This is a genomic window from Dactylosporangium sp. CA-092794 (genome assembly GCF_050948465.1).
Lineage (GTDB): Bacteria > Actinomycetota > Actinomycetes > Mycobacteriales > Micromonosporaceae > Dactylosporangium.
Map to the genome: position 1 here is coordinate 367,193 of NZ_CP192044.1, position 16,651 is coordinate 383,843.

Genomic DNA, 16,651 nt, shown 5'->3' on the forward strand with positions numbered 1-16,651 from the left:
CGGGTCGCTCGCTGGCCAGAATTGGTGGTACACCTCAGGCGAGGGCGTCGGCGACGGCCTGGGCGGCCGCGGTGACCTCGGCGGGGACGGCGACCGGGTCGAGGTCGGTCAGGGCGACCACGCCCACGCTCGCCTCCAGGCCCTCGACGTCCGGGACGGCGGCGGCGACCCCGTGGGCGCCCGGCTGCAGCTCGCCGGTCGTGGTGACGGCGGCGAAGTCGCCGCGGCGGCCGGCCAGGATCGCCTTGCCGGCGGCGCCGGAGTCCAGCGGGTGGCGGGAACCGGTGCGGTACGCCACGTGAAACTGCGTCCAGCTCGGCTCCACGACCGCCAGGGCGTAGGCCTCGCCGCCGTCGGCGATGGTCAGGTGCGCGGTGGCGCCCACGGTCTCGGCCAGGCGGCGCAGGGCCGGCAGGGCGGCGTCGGCGACCAGCGGCTGGGCGCGGCGGGCCAGGCGCAGCACGCCGGCGCCGAGGCGGAGCCGGCCGGCGCGGTCGCGGCGCAGCATGCCGTGCTCGGCCAGGGTCGCGGCCAGGCGGTATACGACGGCCCGGCCGACGCCCAGGCGCGTGGCGGCCTCGGTCATGGTCAGGCCGGCCGGCGCGTCGGCGACCAGGTGCAGCAGGCGCAGCCCGCGGTCCAGGGTCTGCGCCGTCTCGGTTGCCACTGGCCAAGGCTATGTGACGCCCGGCGGATCTTGACACGGCCGTCGTCCGGCCAGCCGGATACAATGCCGGACCCCGGCGGCGGCTACCCTTGTGTGCGTGACCCTACGCCTGTATGACACCGCCACCCGATCGATCCGGGACTTCGTCCCGAAGACGCCCGGGCAGGTCGGCATCTACCTGTGTGGGCTCACGGTACAGGCCGGTCCGCACATCGGCCACCTGCGCTCCGGCGTCAACTACGACGTGCTGCGCCGGTGGTTGCTCAAGTCCGGCTACGCGGTGACGTTCATCCGCAACATCACCGACATCGACGACAAGGTGCTGCAGAAGGCGCTCGATGCCGGGCAGCCGTTCTGGTCGATCGCCTACGCCAACGAGCGCGTGCTCTCGGCCACCTACGACAAGCTCGGCGTGCTGCCGCCCACCTACGAGCCGCGGGCGACCGGGCACGTGCCGGAGATGCACTCGCTGATCAAGCTGCTCATCGAGGCCGGCCACGCCTACCAGGCGACCGACGGCAGCGGCGACGTGTATTTCGATGTGCTGTCGTATCCGCAGTACGGCGCGCTGTCCGGGCAGAAGCCCGACGCGATGGAGCCGGCCGCCGACGGGCCCGAGCGGGCCAAGCGCGACCCGCGCGACTTCGCGCTGTGGAAGGGCACCAAGCCTGGCGAGCCCGCCGAGGCCAACTGGCCCTCCCCGTGGGGGCCCGGCCGGCCCGGCTGGCACATCGAGTGCTCGGCCATGTGCTGGCGCTACCTCGGCACCGAGTTCGACATCCACGGCGGCGGCCTCGACCTGCAGTTCCCGCACCACGAGAACGAGATCGCGCAGTCCAAGGCGGCCGGGCACGGCTTCGCCCGGTTCTGGGTGCACCACGCGCTGCTCAACCTCGGCGGCACGAAGATGGCCAAGTCGGTCGGCAACGTCGTGTCACTCGAGACGCTTGAGGAGTCGGGGGTACGACCCGTCGAGGTCCGCTACTACCTGCTGGCGCCCCACTACCGGTCGGTGATCGACTACTCGTCCGAGTCGGTGGCGGAGTCGACGGTGGCGTACCGCCGCCTGGAAAACTTCGTGACCCGCGCGGCCGAGCTGGTCGGCGACGGCCAGCCGGGGGAGCTGCCGGCCGAGTTCGCCGAGGCGATGGACGACGACCTCAACACCTCGCGGGCGCTCGCCGTGGTGCACGAGACGGTGCGCGAGGCCAACGCGGCGCTCGCGGCCGGCGACAAGACCACCGTCGGCGCCGCGCTGGCCACGGTCCGCGCCATGCTCGACGTGTTCGGCGTCGACCCGCTGCACCCGCAGTGGCGCTCCACCGACACCGGCGACCTGACCCGGGTCGTCGACTCGCTGGTGGCACTCGCGCTGGAGCAGCGCGCCGCCGCCCGCGCCCGCAAGGACTGGGCGGCCGCCGACGCGGTCCGTGACCAGCTCAACCAGGCCGGCATCGCGGTGGAAGACACCCCGACCGGGCCCCGATGGACGTTGGAGCACTAAGCGATGCCAGGAAACTCCGAGCGGCGCGGCAAACGGGTCGCGTCGAAGAAGGGCGCCCCGAAGGGCTCCGGCGGCAAGAACCGGCAGTCCCTGTCCGGGCGTGGCCGCACGCTGCCCGCCGACGAGCGTCCGTGGCACAAGGGGTACTCCGGAGACGAGCAACTCCCCGATCGCACCGCCTGGAAGCAGGACAAGGAGCGCCGGGCGGCGGCCGCCGAGGGACGCGCCCCCAAGATCGGTCAGCCCGGCACGAAACGGACGGCCGGCAAGGGGCCCTTCGGCGCCAAGAAGGCGACCCCGGCCCGCTCGTCCACCCCGCGGGTCTCGCCCGGCCGGAAGGCGGCCCAGCCCAAGGACGGCCCGGAGCTGCTGGTCGGGCGCAACCCGGTGGTCGAGGCGCTGCGCACCCACGTGCCGGCCACCGCGCTGTATGTCGCGCTCGGCATCGACATGGACGAGCGGGTCAAGGAGGCGGTGCGCACCGCCGCCGACCGCGGCGTGGCGATCCTCGAGGTGACCCGCAACGAGCTGGACCGCATGACCGGCGGGGTGCTGCACCAGGGCGTCGGCCTGCAGGTGCCGCCGTATTCGTACGAACCCTTCGCCGACCTGCTCGCCGCCTCGCTGGAGTCCTCGGCGCCGCTGCTCATCGCCCTCGACGGGATCACCGACCCGCGCAACCTGGGCGCCGTGCTGCGCTCGGCGGCCGCCTTCGGCGCGCACGGCGTGTTTCTGACCGAGCGCCGCTCGGCCGCGATCACCGCCACCGCCTGGCGCACCAGCGCCGGCGCCGCCGCCCGGGTCAAGGTCTCCCAGGTCACCAACCTGACCCGGGCGCTCAAGCAGTGTCAGACCGAGGGCTTCGTCGTCGCCGGGCTCGACGCCGACGGGGAGACGTCGCTCTACGAGCTCGAGGCCGCGGTCGGCCCGCTGGTCGTGGTCGTCGGCTCGGAGGGCCGCGGCCTGTCCCGGCTCGTCGGGCAGACCTGCGACCTGCGGGTCGGCATCCCGATGGTGTCCGACGTGGAGTCGCTCAACGCTTCCGTCGCCGCCGCGGTCACGCTAGCCGAGGTCGCGCGCCGTCGGTCGCTGTAGGTCTCGATCAAGGCTCCTAGTATGGGCCGGTGACTCAGCCTCAGCAGGGCTTTGCGATCGGCGTCGACCTCGGCACGTCCAACACCGTCGCGGTGATCCGGCACCCCGACGGGCGGACCCGCCCGCTGCTCGTCGACGGCGCCCCGATCATGCCGTCCGGGGTGTACGTCGACGAGGCCGGCCGGCTGCACGTCGGCCGGGACGCCTACCGCATGGCCGGGCTCGACCCGTCCCGCTTCGAGCCCAACCCGAAGCGGCGCATCGACGAGCCCGCCGTCCTGCTCGGCGACCGCGAGATCCCGACCGTCGACCTGCTCGCGGCGATCCTGGCCGCGGTCGCCCGGTCCGCGGTCGAGGCCGTCGGCTTCCTGCCCGCCGCGGTCCTCACCTACCCGGCGGCGTGGGGCAGCCGCCGCCGGGAGACGCTCGCCGCCGCCGCTCACCGGGCCGGCTGGCCGCCGGTCACGCTGGTGCCCGAGCCGGTCGCCGCCGCCCGGTACTTCGCCGACGTCTTGCGCCGCCCCGTCCCCGTCGGCGCCGCGATCGCCGTCTTCGACTTCGGCGGCGGCACCCTCGACATCGCCGTCGTGCGCAACGACGGCGGCAGGTTCTCCGTCGTCGGCTCCGGCGGCATCGAGGACCTCGGCGGCCTCGACGTCGACGCGGCCGTCATCGAGCACCTGGGCGCCGTCATCGCCGCGACGTCGCCCGCCGCCTGGGCCGCGCTGCAGCAGCCGCAGACCACCACGCAGCGCCGCGACCGCCGGCTGTTCTGGGACGACGTGCGGGGCGCGAAGGAGATGCTGTCGCGGGCCACCGTCGCGCCGATCACCGTGCCCGGCCGCGACCAGGCCATCCACCTGACCCGCGAAGAGCTCGAACGGGTCACCGAGCCGCTGATCCGCCGCGCCGTGTGGGAGACCGGGAAGGTCGTGCACTCCGCCGGCCTGCGCCCCGACCAGCTGGCCGGCCTGTTCCTGGTCGGCGGCTCGTCCCGGCTGCCGCTCGCCGCCCGCCTGCTGCACGCCGAGCTCGGCATCGCCCCGACCGTGCTGGAGCAGCCCGAACTGCCCGTCGCCGAGGGCGCCATCGCGGAATTCGCCCCCGCCGGCTACCAGACCGAGGCCGTGCCTGTTTCTTCCGCGTTTGTGCCGTCTGTTCCAGCCCCTGCCGCGCCGTCTTCCGCGCCTCCTGCGTCCCCTGGTCCGGCTTATGCGGCTCCTGGGCTTTCTGCTCCGGTTTCGCCCGGTTTTAGTGGCTCGCCGGTTGCTGTTCCGCCGGGACGGCGGCGCGGGCCCGGACTGCTGGTCGGCGTCATCGCGGCCATTGTGGTGCTGGCGCTGGTGGCCGCCGGCGGATATTGGTTCCTCTTCCGTGACCGGATCAACGCGGTACCGTTCAAGACGTTCGCCGTCGATGGCTCGCTCGATCTCGCGGCCGCCAATGCGATCACCTATCCCGTGACCGCCACCCGCGGATCGCGCGTCTACGCCGGCTGGATGGCGGACAAGAAGTTCCACTTCGCCGCCTACGACCTCGACGACAAGAAGCAAATCTGGACCAAGGATGTGGACGGCGATAACTATCGCTGGCAGCTGTATCCGAATCCCGGAGGACTGATCGCGATCGGATCCGGCGGTACCAAAGGCGCGGTGAAGCTTTACGACCCCGACAACGGGGCGCTGCTCAAGACCCTGGACTTCGGCTCGGACGACCGCGTCAACTTCTTCGCCGACGTGTGGGTGCTGCATTCCACCGCCGCGAAGAAGACCACCGCATACGCCTGGAACGGCGCCGAGCGATGGTCGATCCCCGACGACCAGCAGCGGGGTACCAAGGTCGTCGGCTCCATCACCACGGCCGACGGTCGAGGCCCGTCCGACCTCTCCGGCAACCCGTCCAACCGCGACGTGAAGTCCCGCAGCAGCCTGGTCACCCTCGACAGCGGCAAAATCAACCTGCGCGACGTCGGCAAGAAGGGCACCATTACGCGCACCTGGAACGACACCTCCGACTCCTACGCGACCTACGTGGTCTTCGACAACCTGCTGTTCGTCTACAGCACGAGCGCGAATTACACGGTCAAGGTCTACGATCTGACCAAGCAGAGCGAACCGGAGCAGATCTTTACGACTCCCGACGACAAGCGCCGCATCGCCGACCTACAGCCCTGCGGCACCGGCCGAATCTGCATTCTCGACGGCTCGTCGTCGGACGGCACGGACACCGTCGTGCGCGCCGTGTCCATCGCCGACAAGCAGCAGGTGTGGGAAGAGGCCGCCCCGAAGACCGACACTTTGGTACCCGTCGGAAAGCAGATCCTGGCCACCGCGTATTCGAGCGGCGGCTTCAGCCGTTTGTTCGGCAACGACGGCAAGCAGCTGCTGAAGTCCGAGGACCAGGCCGCCACCGGCGTACGAGTGACCAACGGCAGCCTGCTGTTCTTCACCAAGCCACCCAGCTCGTACGACGGCGACGTCTCGTTGGTCGGCGTGACCGCGTCATCGGGCGACCGCGTGGCCCTCGGAACGCTCTCGAAGGTGACCGGCACCAGCTGCTCGTGGAACGCTTCGAGGATCGCCTGCGTCGGCGCCGGCAAGCTGCAGGTCTGGTCCTTCGCCTAGTTTCGCTCTGTTCTCCGATAAATCCAGCCGCTCCGCGACCGGATTTATCGGACATTTCATGATTTTACGCGATCCTGCGGCACGGAAGAGGGCGGCGCCATCGCGGCGCCGCCCCCTGTAGACGTGCGGTCTAGCGGTTGGATCAGATCCGGCGGCCGGTCGCGGCGTTGAACGCGTGGTGCGTGTTCGCGTGCGGCCGGACGTACACGATCTCGGTCAGCCGCGGCGTGCGGCGCGGGTCGGCCCGGACGACGAACCGCTCGTCCTGGCCCTCCAGCGCGACGGTCCCGTGCACGTAGGCGTCGGAGCCGAGTTCCTCGACCAGGTCGACCGTGATCGGGATGCCACCGTCGTTCGGCCCGACCAGGTCCGTGTCCTCCGGCCGGAACCCGACGGTCACGCGCCCGTTGGCCCCATCGGTCTGCGCCGCCGCGATCTGCTCGCGGGTCAGCGGCAGAATGACGTCGCCGAACCGCCCACCCTGGTCGGAGAGGGGAACGGTCTTGATGTTCATGGCCGGTGAGCCCATGAAGCCCGCGACGAACACGTTGGCCGGCCGGTCGTACAGCTCCCGCGGGCTGTCGACCTGCTGCAGCACACCGTCGAGGAGGACGGCCACCCGGTGCCCCATGGTCATGGCCTCGACCTGGTCGTGCGTGACGTACACCGTGGTGATGCCGAGCTTGGCCTGCAGCGTCGCGATCTGCGACCGGGTCTGAACGCGCAGCTTGGCGTCGAGGTTGGACAGCGGCTCATCCATGAGGAACACCTGCGGCTCCCGCACGATGGCCCGACCCATGGCGACACGCTGCCGCTGACCACCGGACAGCGCCTTCGGCTTGCGCCCGAGGTAGTCCTCGAGCTGCAACATCGCGGCCGCTTCCTTCACCCGCCGGTCGATATCGTGCTTGGGCGTCTTGCGCAGCTTGAGCGCGAACGCCATGTTCTCGTACACCGTCATGTGCGGGTACAGCGCGTAGTTCTGAAACACCATAGCGATGTCCCGCGCCTTCGGCGGCAGATGCGTAACGTTACGCTCGTTGATCAGAATGTCACCGGCGTCGACATCTTCGAGCCCGGCGAGCATGCGCAGCGACGTCGACTTGCCACAACCGGACGGCCCGACGAGCACAAGAAACTCGCCGTCACCGATCTCGAGGTCGAGCTGGTCAACCGCGGGACGCTGGGTGCCCGGATAGATCCGGGACGCCTTAGCGTACGTGACCGTAGCCATGGGGTAGCCACCTTCCACCGGCAGGAACGTGCCGGACGATCCGAGTAGAAGTCACCGGCCTGCGGCGGTGCAGGACGCGGAGTAGGGCAACAGTAAGCGGTTAAGCCCCCGCTGCCAAGGTTGGAGCCCAAATTGGTACCGTTCTGCCCAGCTCCGCCCGATAAGCCCGACCAGGATCTCCAGCGACGCCACCCCAGCCCACCAAGTACCATCGGGGGGTCCAGCCGACGTGGCGCAACTGGCAGCGCACCCGACTTGTAATCGGAAGGTTGGGGGTTCAAGTCCCCCCGTCGGCTCTCTTGATCAAGCCCCTGAGCTGGACTTTCTCGGTCATTGGTGGCTAGTGGCGGATCGGTCGGCCGTGGTTTGTGCTCATTCTGCGCTCGGACGGGCTCATCAGATGTGGCGCGAGCTGGCCTCTAACTGGACTGACCACCGTAAGACCTGGTTGTCAATGTGCCGACGTGTCGTCGAGGGCCTTGCGGGTGTCGGCCTCGGCCTTTGAGATCGGCGTAACCGTAAGGCGATGAACGTGGCTTTTGGCAATGCGTGGCGTAGGCGCTGCATGTACCCGTCGGGCTGTCGTAGGAGTTGCGGGCGATGGTTGGGAGTTGTGCGTCGAGGAGGCACCTGGCGCCTTCAAGAAGATCGACCTGACCGCCGAGCAGGCAGCGGCGTGCGAGGTGCGCAGCCTGCGCTGGCAGAAGTCCACGACGGGAACACCGCGTCGGCGATCTGAAACGTCGTGAGCACGCCAGTCGTAGAGCCAGCCGAGCACCGTGCGGTCGCCCCATCCCACCGCAGACCCCCATTGGGGGGGTCTGTCGGAGTTGATCGGTACGGCGGTGACAGCGGCCCTGCGCTGGCCAGTGAGCGGTCAGGAGGGTCAGGCAGCCGGTCAGTCTGAAGGCTGACCCCCAGGCCGACGGGATGTCATGACACAAGACAAGCGCCCTGACACCTCCGGCGCGGTGTCATCGTGTCCGCGTCGCGGTCCTGTCACGGCGCTGTCGGCGCTCCTGCGTGGCAGTGGCAGCCCCGGCGAGCACTGTGACCGGCACGCCCGAGCGACTCGGCCAACACGGCCACCATCGCGCCGCCGGGTAGCCGCAACCCGCGCTCGTACCGTGACAGCTCACGCCGCGTGATTGGCGTGCGCCCGTCGCTCGGGCTGAGTCAGCGGGATTTGGCCGACCCCGACGGCGGTCGGCAATAAGCGCACCAAGGGTGGTGCTGGCGGAGGCGGTGTCCATCGACGCTCGCAACAAACGGTGGAGGTCGATCAACGCTTGCCTTCGCGTGAAGGTCAAGTCGTCAGCGAGGGGGCTGCGCTGCGCGAAGCTAAGGCGCAAGCAGGGGCGCTGGTCGGAATCCTTAGCGTTTTTGGTGTTTGGAACTACGATGGAGGTGTGAGCGCCACCCCGCACGTCCTGTTGACGACCACCGAGGCCGCCGCGCTGCTGCACTGTTCCCGGCAGCACGTCGTCGACCTGTGTGACAACGGGACGCTGCCGTCTGTCCGGGCCGGCACGCATCGGCGTATCCGCCGCGACGACGTCGAGCAAATCCTGCGGCCGCCGTTCCGGCGTGAGGTGGAGAAGTCGCTGTGGCTCCATCGCGCCGTCGCGGGCAAACTCGTCGCCGACCCGCAACGCGGGATGGTGCTGGCGCGCCGCAATCTCGCTCACCGCCGGCAGGTCCACTCGGACGGCAGCGCCGACGTCTGGTTCGACGCCTGGGGGCGACTGCTGGATGACGGTGTGGACGCCGTCGTTGACATGATCACCTCGCGTACTGAGGTGGCGGCAGAACTCCGGCAGAACACGCCGTTCGCTGGGCTGTTGACCGAGCGGGAGCGGCTGAAGGTGCTGGCGGCGTTCGACGCAACCCACCCGCGGGTGGCGTTGTCCGCATGAGACGGGAGCAGCTCGAACACGTGCTGCGGGCGGTGTCCGCGATCGTCGGCGATCCCGACGTGCTGGTAATCGGCAGCCAGTCGATCCTCGGCGCGATACCGGAGCATCTCCTGCCGCCGGTCGTCACCCGCTCGACGGAAGTCGACATCGCGTTCTTCGACGATCCTGACGGGCGCAAGGCGGATCTGGTCGACGGTGGCATCGGGGAGATGTCAGCGTTCGACAGCACATACGGCTACTACGCCCAGGGTGTCGACACCTCAACCGCGATCCTGCCGGACGGCTGGCGGGATAGGCTCGTCGTGGTCGCCAACGCCAACACCGGTACCGCGCAGGCCCGCTGCCTGGAACCGCACGACTGCGCGGCATCCAAGCTCGCCGCGGGCCGCGAGAAGGACCTCGTCTTCGTCTCTGCGCTGCTCGAGGCGCACCTGATCGACGCCGACACCCTCGCCGACCGCATCAAGGCGATGGACGTCTCCGCGGTCCTGCGTCAGCGCATGCTGACCTGGATAGCCTCGGCAAGTTAAGGAATCGGAGGTACGGACCGTGTCGCCTGGCATCGTGGGCGTCGGGTACGAAGGACAAACGCTCGAAGAACTCGTCGAGCGGCTCGTCGCCGCGGGCGTTTCTCGGCTCGTGGACGTCCGGATGACGCCGATCTCCAGGAAGCGCGGGTTGAGCAAAACGGCGCTCGGAGCCGCATTGGCAGAGGCCGGCATTCGGTACGAGCATCGACGCGAGCTGGGCAACCCGAAGTCGAACCGGGCGGGTTTCGGCGGTTCGTCCGAGGAGCGCCAAGAGGCGAAGGCCGTCTTCGCCGGCCTGCTAAAGGTCGAGGACGCCGCCGATGCTCTCGACGCGTTGGCGGACGCGAGCGGGCGCGAGATGGTCGCCGTGCTGTGCTTCGAAGCCGACCAGAGCCAGTGCCACCGCGACGTGGTCCTCCGCGAAGTGGAGCGTCGTAGGTCTACCGCTTCGGGTAGTACACCCCCAGCACGCTGAAGACGTTCACTCGCTTGGCCTGGTTGCCGACGTAGAATGCGACCTCACGGTCGGCGGCGCACATCTGGCCGAAGAACTTGTCCTCGATCGCTCGGCGGGCTTCGTCGTCGGTAATGTCGCCGAGGTTGCGCTGGAAGGCGACGAACTCCCAGTCCAACAGACCTTGATTGTGGCCCTTGCAGCGCGGGTCATGGCAACGGTACTGGTAGTGGCCCCTGAACCGCGGCGCCTCTAGCGGTGTGCGGTTCTTGCTGTCGAAGAGATCGGGCTGATTAACGTACGCGTCGATCTCTTTTCTGCTCTTCAGGAATCCAGCCCGGGTGCGGCTCCACCTTGAAACCGCTGACGTCCTTGGGCCGAACGAGCGCGAGCGACTGGGCGTCGGCGTGGTCGCGAGTGTTGCGGAAGAGTGTGCACATCGAGTGCTCGATATGCGGGTCCAGATGCGGTCGCCGTGGTTCCCACGCTCGTAGGTGCCCCTTGTTGACGATTGTCTCCGGGTACGGCTTCCAGCTTTCGCGGCGCTGGTCCTGGCGGGCGGGTCGCGCGTCGACGCTGATGATGTCGTACTTACGGAACCGGTCGTTGAAGCTGAGATCGCGGAAGTTGATCGGGTACAGCCTGATCCACCGTCGTTGACTCAGGTCGACGCTGAGGCCGGCGATGCAGACCGTCTCGCCGTACTTCTCCGACGGATTCGGTGCCGCCTTTACCGTGATCAGTACCCGAAGCCGCACCACGTCGTCGGACTCGGGCTTGCGCTCCGGCTCGCCGTCGCCGAGCCCGAAGAGCGACAACTGCGTCATCGGCACTCCTCGTCGCTTTTGGTGATCAATCGACTACCCAATGTTGTATAGCTTGACATGGATGGCATCGATCGGGAAGGTGTGGCGTATCGTCGAGCTTCGTGCTGTATCGGCGCCCGTCTAGGTCCGTGAACGTCGAGGTCGAGCCGGAACTCGCGAGCTGGGACAAGGCCGGCTCACCTGGGCAGCACCGGCTCGCCAGGTGGCTGCAAGAAGTCGACGTTGTTGCGGAGCGGGTAGCTCCGACATCAGGTCCCGTCGCGTTGGCGCTTGGCGTTGCCCTCCCGGCGGCGACGCCGCTCGATAGCGGAGGCCGCGATCTGGACAACTACCTGCTGCCGGTCGTACAGCGGCTCGGCGCGCGAACGGTCACGGCCGCCTTCGCCACGAAGCGCCACCAGCCGACCTCGACACTGGCGATCGAACCGGCGAGCGCCACGGACGAGCCGGTCGGCAGTCGGCACGTCGCATTGCTTCGCGGGTCGTCGGAAAGCAGCGCGTGGAAGTACCAGCTTCGCAACAGTCTCGTCGCTGCCGGTGTCGAGGAAGTCCCGGCCGCCCCGATCTGGCTCACCGTCGCGATCGCCACTGGGCCCGGCCGAGTCTGGACCAACCTCTGGAAGCCGTTGATCGACTCGCTTGGCCCGATCCTCGGTGAGCGCGCAGCCAACCCGTTCAACGCCTCTGACGACCGAATCGTCGACCTCGGTCTCCACCATCAGCTCGACACCGGCCTCGAACACGACGTCCGGGTCCGGCTGTGGTGGGGTCCCATGCCACCCGCCTGAATTGCTGGAAGGTCGTAACCCACCTAGAAAATATCTAGGTGGGTTACAACGCAGCGGTAGCTATTCGATGCGTCCCTGGTGGTGGGGTCCTCGGGCATTGGGAGGCCATGGCGAGTCGTCATGAGCCAGCGCGCGACGGACGTCGGCGAGGTCGGTCCGGCAGCCCGCCAGGTCATCGGCAAGCTCCTGTAGCGGAGTTTGGATGACCAGCCCGTACCGCGCCAGATAGATCACGACATCGCTGACGTCGTACCCCTCGGCTTCGGCGAGCAAGGCGTACTCGACGGCCTGGACCACTGCCTCGGCGAGTTGCTGGTCCTCCATGCGTCCCGTCTTGATCTCGACCATGCTCGTGCCGGCAATCAGGTCGCCCATTCGGCGCCCGCCCCGGAACGGTACGTCCGCAGCGCGCACCGGGCCGAGCGCCTGGAGCATCTCTCGAGGTCCGGCAAGATGTTCGCGCCAGAACGCGCGGAATGCCGGGGCCTCGGTCGCCGCGATTCGGCGGCGGGTGGCGAAGGACTCGACGCGGGAGTTCCAGGTCTCCAGTGACGCCCGGCTCGCTTCGGCGGTGTCGCCGAAGCGGTACAGCATCGGCATGAGCTGAGCGAGGTTGCTGCCGGCGGCGTGCAGCCACGCCGGCGCGGTCTCCTCCCGTCGGTTCCAGCGGCCGAAGTCCGCGGCTGGATCATCCAATGGTGGCGCGAATCCGGTCCGCCAGGCGGTCCAGATCGCCTCGAACGTCGGCAACGCGTCCAGTAGGTGTGGGTAGGGCATGCGCTCGGCGAGATCCAGCACGGTGCACAGCTCAAACGTGGACCCGAAGAGCTGGCCGTGGGGTGCCATGGTCGGCACGGCGGCTGCTCGGCGCACGAGGCTGCGGGCGTGCCTGAGCCAGTCGCAACGGTCGCGAACGGGCGCACGCAGCCAACGCGGTCGGCGCGGCGATTGCGGATGGGACATGGTGAGGCTCCTCCTCGGAACGGCATGCACCTGGTGGCATGCGCCCCGGGCGGGGCACGCATGGCAGGTGAGGGCGAACGAGGTCCGTCAGCACGTGAAGACAGGTGAAGGAGAAGCCGCGGTGCGGGGTCTCAGCCCGGTGGCGAAACGATCGCCGTGATGTGGGCTCCGCTTTCGGATGCGGCAAGGTGCGAAAGATCAGATCGAAGGAGCGACGAACCGATCGAACGACGCAACTGTACGGTCCGATCCGTTCCGGCGGAAGGGGGCACCGTCCGTGCCCAGCCAACTGATCGACAGCGACCGAGCGTAGGACCGTCCACTGTGGATCAGGCCGGGGCTCGACGCGTGCTCCGCCGTTTCTGGACGCCGCTCTGTCGTCTTGGACTCGGTCCGCCAGGCTGGACCAGAATCCGGACAAGACGGCACTAAATGGCGGCCACAATACTCGTAAACCGAACGGAACTCGCCTTGTAGTCGGAAGGTTGGGGGTTCAAGTCCCCCCCCGTCGGCTCTCTTGATCATGCCCCTGAACTGGCCTTTCGCGATCTGGCGATTTTGATGGGCTTCCGGACGGCGCACCGTGCTCATTCTGTGCTCGGACGAGGTCGGTTCATACGGCAGACTGGTCGGTCGTGAAGGCCTATGTCGGTGTGACGGACGGCAATTGGTACCGGTTCCTTGCCGACCGGCCGCAGCTGCAGGAGGTCAACTTCTGGCGGCCGTCGAGCAGGCATGGGTTCGGAGCCGTCGAGATCGGCGAGCCCTTTTTCTTCAAGAGCCACCACCCATACAACCGTGTCGTCGGCGGAGGCTTCTTCAGCGGCTTCGCGCGGCTGACCATCTCTGAGGCATGGGAACTACTCGGCGAGGGCAACGGCGCTTCGAGTCTTCAGCAGATGCGCGAGGCGATCAGCCGCTACCGGAATGAGCCGATCTCGCCGCGCGAGGATCCGCTGATCGGGTGCCTGTTCATCCGCGATACCCGTTTCTTCGGGCCGGCATTGGATGCCCCGGCGCCGCCCGACTTCGCTACGAACGTCGTGCAGGGCAAGAGCTACGACCTGGCCGAGGGCGCTTACTCGGGGTACTTCATGGACCTCTTGCACCGGCTTACCGGAACGGTTCTCGAAGTCGATCTCAGTGCGCCGTGGCATCGCGCTGGACCTGTGTACGGCGACCCGCGGCTGCAGCCGCAACGGCTCGGCCAGCAGGCGTTCAAGGGTGTCGTGCTCGACGCGTATCATCATCGCTGCGCCATTACTGGTGCGAAGATCCGGCCCGTGCTTCAGGCGGCGCACATCCTGCCGTTGCCTCAAGGCGGTGAGCACCGAATCGACAACGGCCTGCTGTTGCGTTCCGACGTTCACATCATGTTCGACCGCGGGTACCTCAGCATCGACCCGAAGCACCGGCTGCTGGTCAGCCCGCGGCTGCGCGAGGACTTCGGCAACGGCGAGGAGTTCTACTCCCGAAGCGGGACGCAGATTGCGCTTCCGGAGCGGAAAGCCGATCGGCCGCACCGGGAATTCCTGGAGTGGCATGTCGACGCGGTGTATCAGGCCGCCTGACCGCACACTCACCGTCGTCGGTCAGCGAGTTTCCCTTGGCGGCAACGCCCAGCATGCCGCGCGGGGCGTCTACCGGCAGTCCGCCCCGAACGCCCATCCGGCCGACCTTGAGCGACCATGACGGAGTGCGTGATCCCACGAGGCTCGATGATCGCGAGAACTGGTCTGGCGGCTTCTACGAGCTCGACATCGAGCTTGGACGGGCCGGTCCGGAGCGCCTGCAGTCGGCGCTGGTGCGGCTGTGGGCGGCCGCGCGTGTTGAGGGCTGCTATGCCGATCCGCGCAGGATCGCGAGTGACGAGCCGGTTGCGGTACCGCTGCAGGTGTCTTCACTCGAGGAGCATGGACTGCTTGCGGGGATCGTGGCGTTGCATTCCGGCCGCCGCGTGGTGTGTGGATGCACGTCGGTCGAGCTGGATGGCTGCCAGCGGTGGCTGACTTTGAACCTGCCGCTCGGCGCTCTTGGTCGTGTCGATCGGCGTGTCGGCGCGTTCCCGTTCGGCGACGACGGTGGCCCCGTGTCGTTGCGCTGGCGGCATCCGCTCGACGCTTGGCTGGGTACCGTCGCGGATGCCGTTCATGCGGAGGTCGGGATCGCTTGCGCGGTCATCGGGTTCGAGATCGACGCCGGGAAGGATGCTGCCTCGTTCGCGGGCGGGCTGCCTGAGCGGCGGTGGGAGGCGATCGCGCTGCCCAGGCCGGGCGGCCTGGTGCACACGCCGGCCAACTGGTGAACGGATCAAGAAGCGGGGAACTCAGCGAGGCGACTGCCCGCACCTCGCTGGCTGGTGACGATCCGCTGGCGCGGTAACCGGTGGCCATTCGGTCAGGAGGCGCTGGCGGCGGCGCTCCTCACCTCGCCCTCGGAGCACAATGACGTCGGCAGCGCCGCGCCCGGTCGTCCATCGACGTTCGGCGCCGCCTCGACAAGACCGGTCCTCCCGCGTGAGTCTGTCGATGGTCGGGCTACTCTGCCGCGGTGAGTTCGCTAAGTCGGCAACACCTCGATGCTCTGGTCGAGGAGGCGACCGTTGACTGCTACAACGAGGATGAGCAGTTGACGGGCCTGTTCACCATGATCGAGGACAACCTCGCCCTGCCGTTCACGACGCGAGTCCTCGGCGTCGAGGTCACGGTGCGCCGAGTCGATCTGCGCGGTGACCGGATCGTGGCGATCTGCCACCGGGGTCGCGAGCGGCAAGCAATCGCGATCCTGGACCTGCCGTTGCCGGAGCCGCCGCCCGACGGCGTGCAGTGGATCGAGGCATACCGGCACTGGGGTGGATGACGCGTGAGCGAGTACCAGTACTACGAGTTCGTGGCGATCGACCGGCCATTGACCTTGGCCGAGCAGGGCGAGTTGCGGGCGGTGTCGACGCGTGGCCGGATCAGCGCGTCGAGCTTCGTCAACGACTACCAGTGGGGTGACCTGAAGGCCGATCCGCGCAAATGGATGGAGCGGTACTTCGATGCTCACCTCTACCTGGCGAACTGGGGCACTCGCCGGATAGCACTGCGGCTGCCGGTACAACTGCTGGATCCGGATCTCGCGGCGACGTACTGCATGGGTGGCTCCGCTTCGTCGTGGGCGACGGATGAGCATGTGATCCTCTACCTGTCCAGCAGGGACGAGGACGGCGACGAAGAGTGGTGGGACGAGGAAGCCGGGCTCGCGTCGATCGTTCCCGTCCGGGCGGAACTGGCCGCCGGCGACACCCGGCTGCTGTATCTGGCCTGGCTGTTGTGCGTGCAGGACCTGGAGCTGGACGAGGATGAGTTGGAGCCGCCGGTCCCGCCCGGCCTGGGCGAGCTGTCGGGGCCGTTGCAGAGCCTCGCCGATTTCCTGCGCCTGGACGAGGATCTGCTCGACACGGCGGCCCAGGCCAGCGCGCCCCTGACCACGCAGGCTCCTTCGGTGGAAGTGTTGGCCGAGTGGGTACAGCGGCTGCCGGCGGCTGACAAGGACGAGGTCATCGTGCGGTTGCTGCGTGGCGACGGCGCCCACCTTCGCGCCGAGTTGCTGCGACGGTACGGCGGCGGGACGCCGACGGAGGCCGTGGGTGGTGCTCGGACGGTGAGCGAGTTGCTGGCCGGTGCCGAGACGCGTTGGGAAGGCCGGCAGCGGCAGGCCGAGGAGCGTGCGGCGGCCGAACAGGCGCGCCGGGAGGCAGCGGCCGCCGCCGCCCGCGAGCAGCGCCTCGACTCGCTGGCCGCCAACCACGAGCGGGCGTGGCAGCAGGTGGCGGAGCTGATCGCGACCAAGAAGCCCAAGGAGTACGACTCGGCGGTCGAACTGCTGACCGACCTGAAGGCGCTCGGCGAACGCGACGGCCAACGCGAGGCGTTCCGCGGCCGGATGCACCAGCTGCGGCTGGAACACGCCCGCAAGCCGAGCCTGCTGGACCGCCTCGAACGCGCCGGCCTCATCGCGAGCGCCGCCGACGAGATGGCCACATGAGCGCAGAGCCGTAACCCGCA

17 protein-coding genes and 1 tRNA gene are annotated in these 16,651 nt (G+C 68.5%); 13 read left to right on the top strand and 5 right to left on the bottom strand.

Annotated features, from left to right (window positions below; all coding sequences use genetic code 11):
- Nucleotides 1–34 precede the first annotated feature (34 nt).
- A complete protein-coding gene (locus tag ACQPXD_RS01610; protein ID WP_432834070.1) occupies nt 35–667 on the bottom strand; it encodes an IclR family transcriptional regulator in 633 nt (210 codons plus the stop codon).
- A 97-nt stretch (nt 668–764) separates the two neighbouring features.
- Between ACQPXD_RS01610 and cysS the strand changes: the two genes are divergently transcribed.
- Genes cysS through ACQPXD_RS01625 form a run of 3 tightly spaced genes read left to right on the top strand, consistent with a single transcriptional unit; the run spans nt 765 to nt 5,890 of the window.
- Nucleotides 765–2,171 carry a cysteine--tRNA ligase gene (cysS, locus tag ACQPXD_RS01615; RefSeq protein ID WP_432834072.1) on the top strand — a complete coding sequence of 469 codons (1,407 nt, stop codon included), beginning with the start codon at nt 765–767 and terminating at the stop codon, nt 2,169–2,171.
- A gap of 3 nt (nt 2,172–2,174) precedes the next feature.
- Nucleotides 2,175–3,266: a 23S rRNA (guanosine(2251)-2'-O)-methyltransferase RlmB gene (rlmB, locus tag ACQPXD_RS01620; protein ID WP_432834074.1), complete on the top strand. Its 1,092-nt coding sequence runs from the start codon at nt 2,175–2,177 to the stop codon at nt 3,264–3,266.
- 29 nt (nt 3,267–3,295) lie between these two features.
- The gene (locus tag ACQPXD_RS01625; protein WP_432834076.1) at nt 3,296–5,890 is read left to right on the top strand and encodes an Hsp70 family protein; all 2,595 of its coding nucleotides are present in this window, start codon (nt 3,296–3,298) and stop codon (nt 5,888–5,890) included.
- Between the two features lie 142 nt (nt 5,891–6,032).
- Here ACQPXD_RS01625 and ACQPXD_RS01630 read toward each other — a convergent pair whose 3' ends face one another.
- A complete protein-coding gene (locus ACQPXD_RS01630; RefSeq protein WP_432834078.1) occupies nt 6,033–7,124 on the bottom strand; it encodes an ABC transporter ATP-binding protein in 1,092 nt (363 codons plus the stop codon).
- 223 nt (nt 7,125–7,347) lie between these two features.
- On the opposite strand from ACQPXD_RS01630, the gene ACQPXD_RS01635 reads away from it, so the two are divergent.
- The 5 genes from ACQPXD_RS01635 to ACQPXD_RS01655 all read left to right on the top strand — a co-directional run bounded on the left by ACQPXD_RS01635 (nt 7,348) and on the right by ACQPXD_RS01655 (nt 10,045).
- Nucleotides 7,348–7,420, top strand: a tRNA-Thr gene (locus ACQPXD_RS01635).
- Nucleotides 7,421–7,735: 315 nt separating this feature from the next.
- A complete protein-coding gene (locus tag ACQPXD_RS01640; protein ID WP_432834080.1) occupies nt 7,736–7,873 on the top strand; it encodes a hypothetical protein in 138 nt (45 codons plus the stop codon).
- Between the two features lie 660 nt (nt 7,874–8,533).
- The gene (locus tag ACQPXD_RS01645; RefSeq protein WP_432834081.1) at nt 8,534–9,040 is read left to right on the top strand and encodes a helix-turn-helix domain-containing protein; all 507 of its coding nucleotides are present in this window, start codon (nt 8,534–8,536) and stop codon (nt 9,038–9,040) included.
- Complete coding sequence (locus ACQPXD_RS01650) at nt 9,037–9,570, top strand: DUF6036 family nucleotidyltransferase (RefSeq protein ID WP_432834083.1); 534 nt, start codon at nt 9,037–9,039, stop codon at nt 9,568–9,570. Before ACQPXD_RS01645 ends, ACQPXD_RS01650 begins: the two co-directional genes overlap by 4 nt.
- A gap of 19 nt (nt 9,571–9,589) precedes the next feature.
- Nucleotides 9,590–10,045 carry a DUF488 family protein gene (locus ACQPXD_RS01655; RefSeq protein ID WP_432834085.1) on the top strand — a complete coding sequence of 152 codons (456 nt, stop codon included), beginning with the start codon at nt 9,590–9,592 and terminating at the stop codon, nt 10,043–10,045.
- On the opposite strand, the gene ACQPXD_RS01660 is transcribed toward ACQPXD_RS01655, so the two are convergent.
- Nucleotides 10,011–10,202 carry a hypothetical protein gene (locus ACQPXD_RS01660; protein ID WP_432834087.1) on the bottom strand — a complete coding sequence of 64 codons (192 nt, stop codon included), beginning with the start codon at nt 10,200–10,202 and terminating at the stop codon, nt 10,011–10,013. The two genes, ACQPXD_RS01655 and ACQPXD_RS01660, sit on opposite strands and share 35 nt — an antisense overlap.
- Before the next feature lie 115 nt (nt 10,203–10,317).
- Nucleotides 10,318–10,851, bottom strand: a complete 534-nt coding sequence (locus ACQPXD_RS01665; RefSeq protein WP_432834089.1) for a hypothetical protein — start codon at nt 10,849–10,851, stop codon at nt 10,318–10,320.
- A gap of 128 nt (nt 10,852–10,979) precedes the next feature.
- Between ACQPXD_RS01665 and ACQPXD_RS01670 the strand changes: the two genes are divergently transcribed.
- Nucleotides 10,980–11,639, top strand: coding sequence for a hypothetical protein (locus ACQPXD_RS01670; protein WP_432834091.1), 660 nt, complete (start codon nt 10,980–10,982; stop codon nt 11,637–11,639).
- A 60-nt stretch (nt 11,640–11,699) separates the two neighbouring features.
- Here ACQPXD_RS01670 and ACQPXD_RS01675 read toward each other — a convergent pair whose 3' ends face one another.
- A complete protein-coding gene (locus ACQPXD_RS01675; RefSeq protein ID WP_432834093.1) occupies nt 11,700–12,602 on the bottom strand; it encodes a hypothetical protein in 903 nt (300 codons plus the stop codon).
- 635 nt (nt 12,603–13,237) lie between these two features.
- Here ACQPXD_RS01675 and ACQPXD_RS01680 point away from each other — a divergent pair.
- The 4 genes from ACQPXD_RS01680 (at nt 13,238) to ACQPXD_RS01695 (ending at nt 16,631) form a co-directional block, all read left to right on the top strand.
- Nucleotides 13,238–14,173, top strand: coding sequence for an HNH endonuclease (locus ACQPXD_RS01680; RefSeq protein ID WP_432834095.1), 936 nt, complete (start codon nt 13,238–13,240; stop codon nt 14,171–14,173).
- Between the two features lie 125 nt (nt 14,174–14,298).
- Nucleotides 14,299–14,907 carry a hypothetical protein gene (locus tag ACQPXD_RS01685; RefSeq protein WP_432834097.1) on the top strand — a complete coding sequence of 203 codons (609 nt, stop codon included), beginning with the start codon at nt 14,299–14,301 and terminating at the stop codon, nt 14,905–14,907.
- A 245-nt stretch (nt 14,908–15,152) separates the two neighbouring features.
- Nucleotides 15,153–15,461, top strand: a complete 309-nt coding sequence (locus tag ACQPXD_RS01690; protein ID WP_432834099.1) for a hypothetical protein — start codon at nt 15,153–15,155, stop codon at nt 15,459–15,461.
- Between the two features lie 30 nt (nt 15,462–15,491).
- On the top strand, nt 15,492–16,631 hold the full coding sequence (locus ACQPXD_RS01695) for a hypothetical protein (RefSeq protein WP_432834101.1): 1,140 nt from the start codon (nt 15,492–15,494) through the stop codon (nt 16,629–16,631).
- Nucleotides 16,632–16,651: the final 20 nt, after the last annotated feature.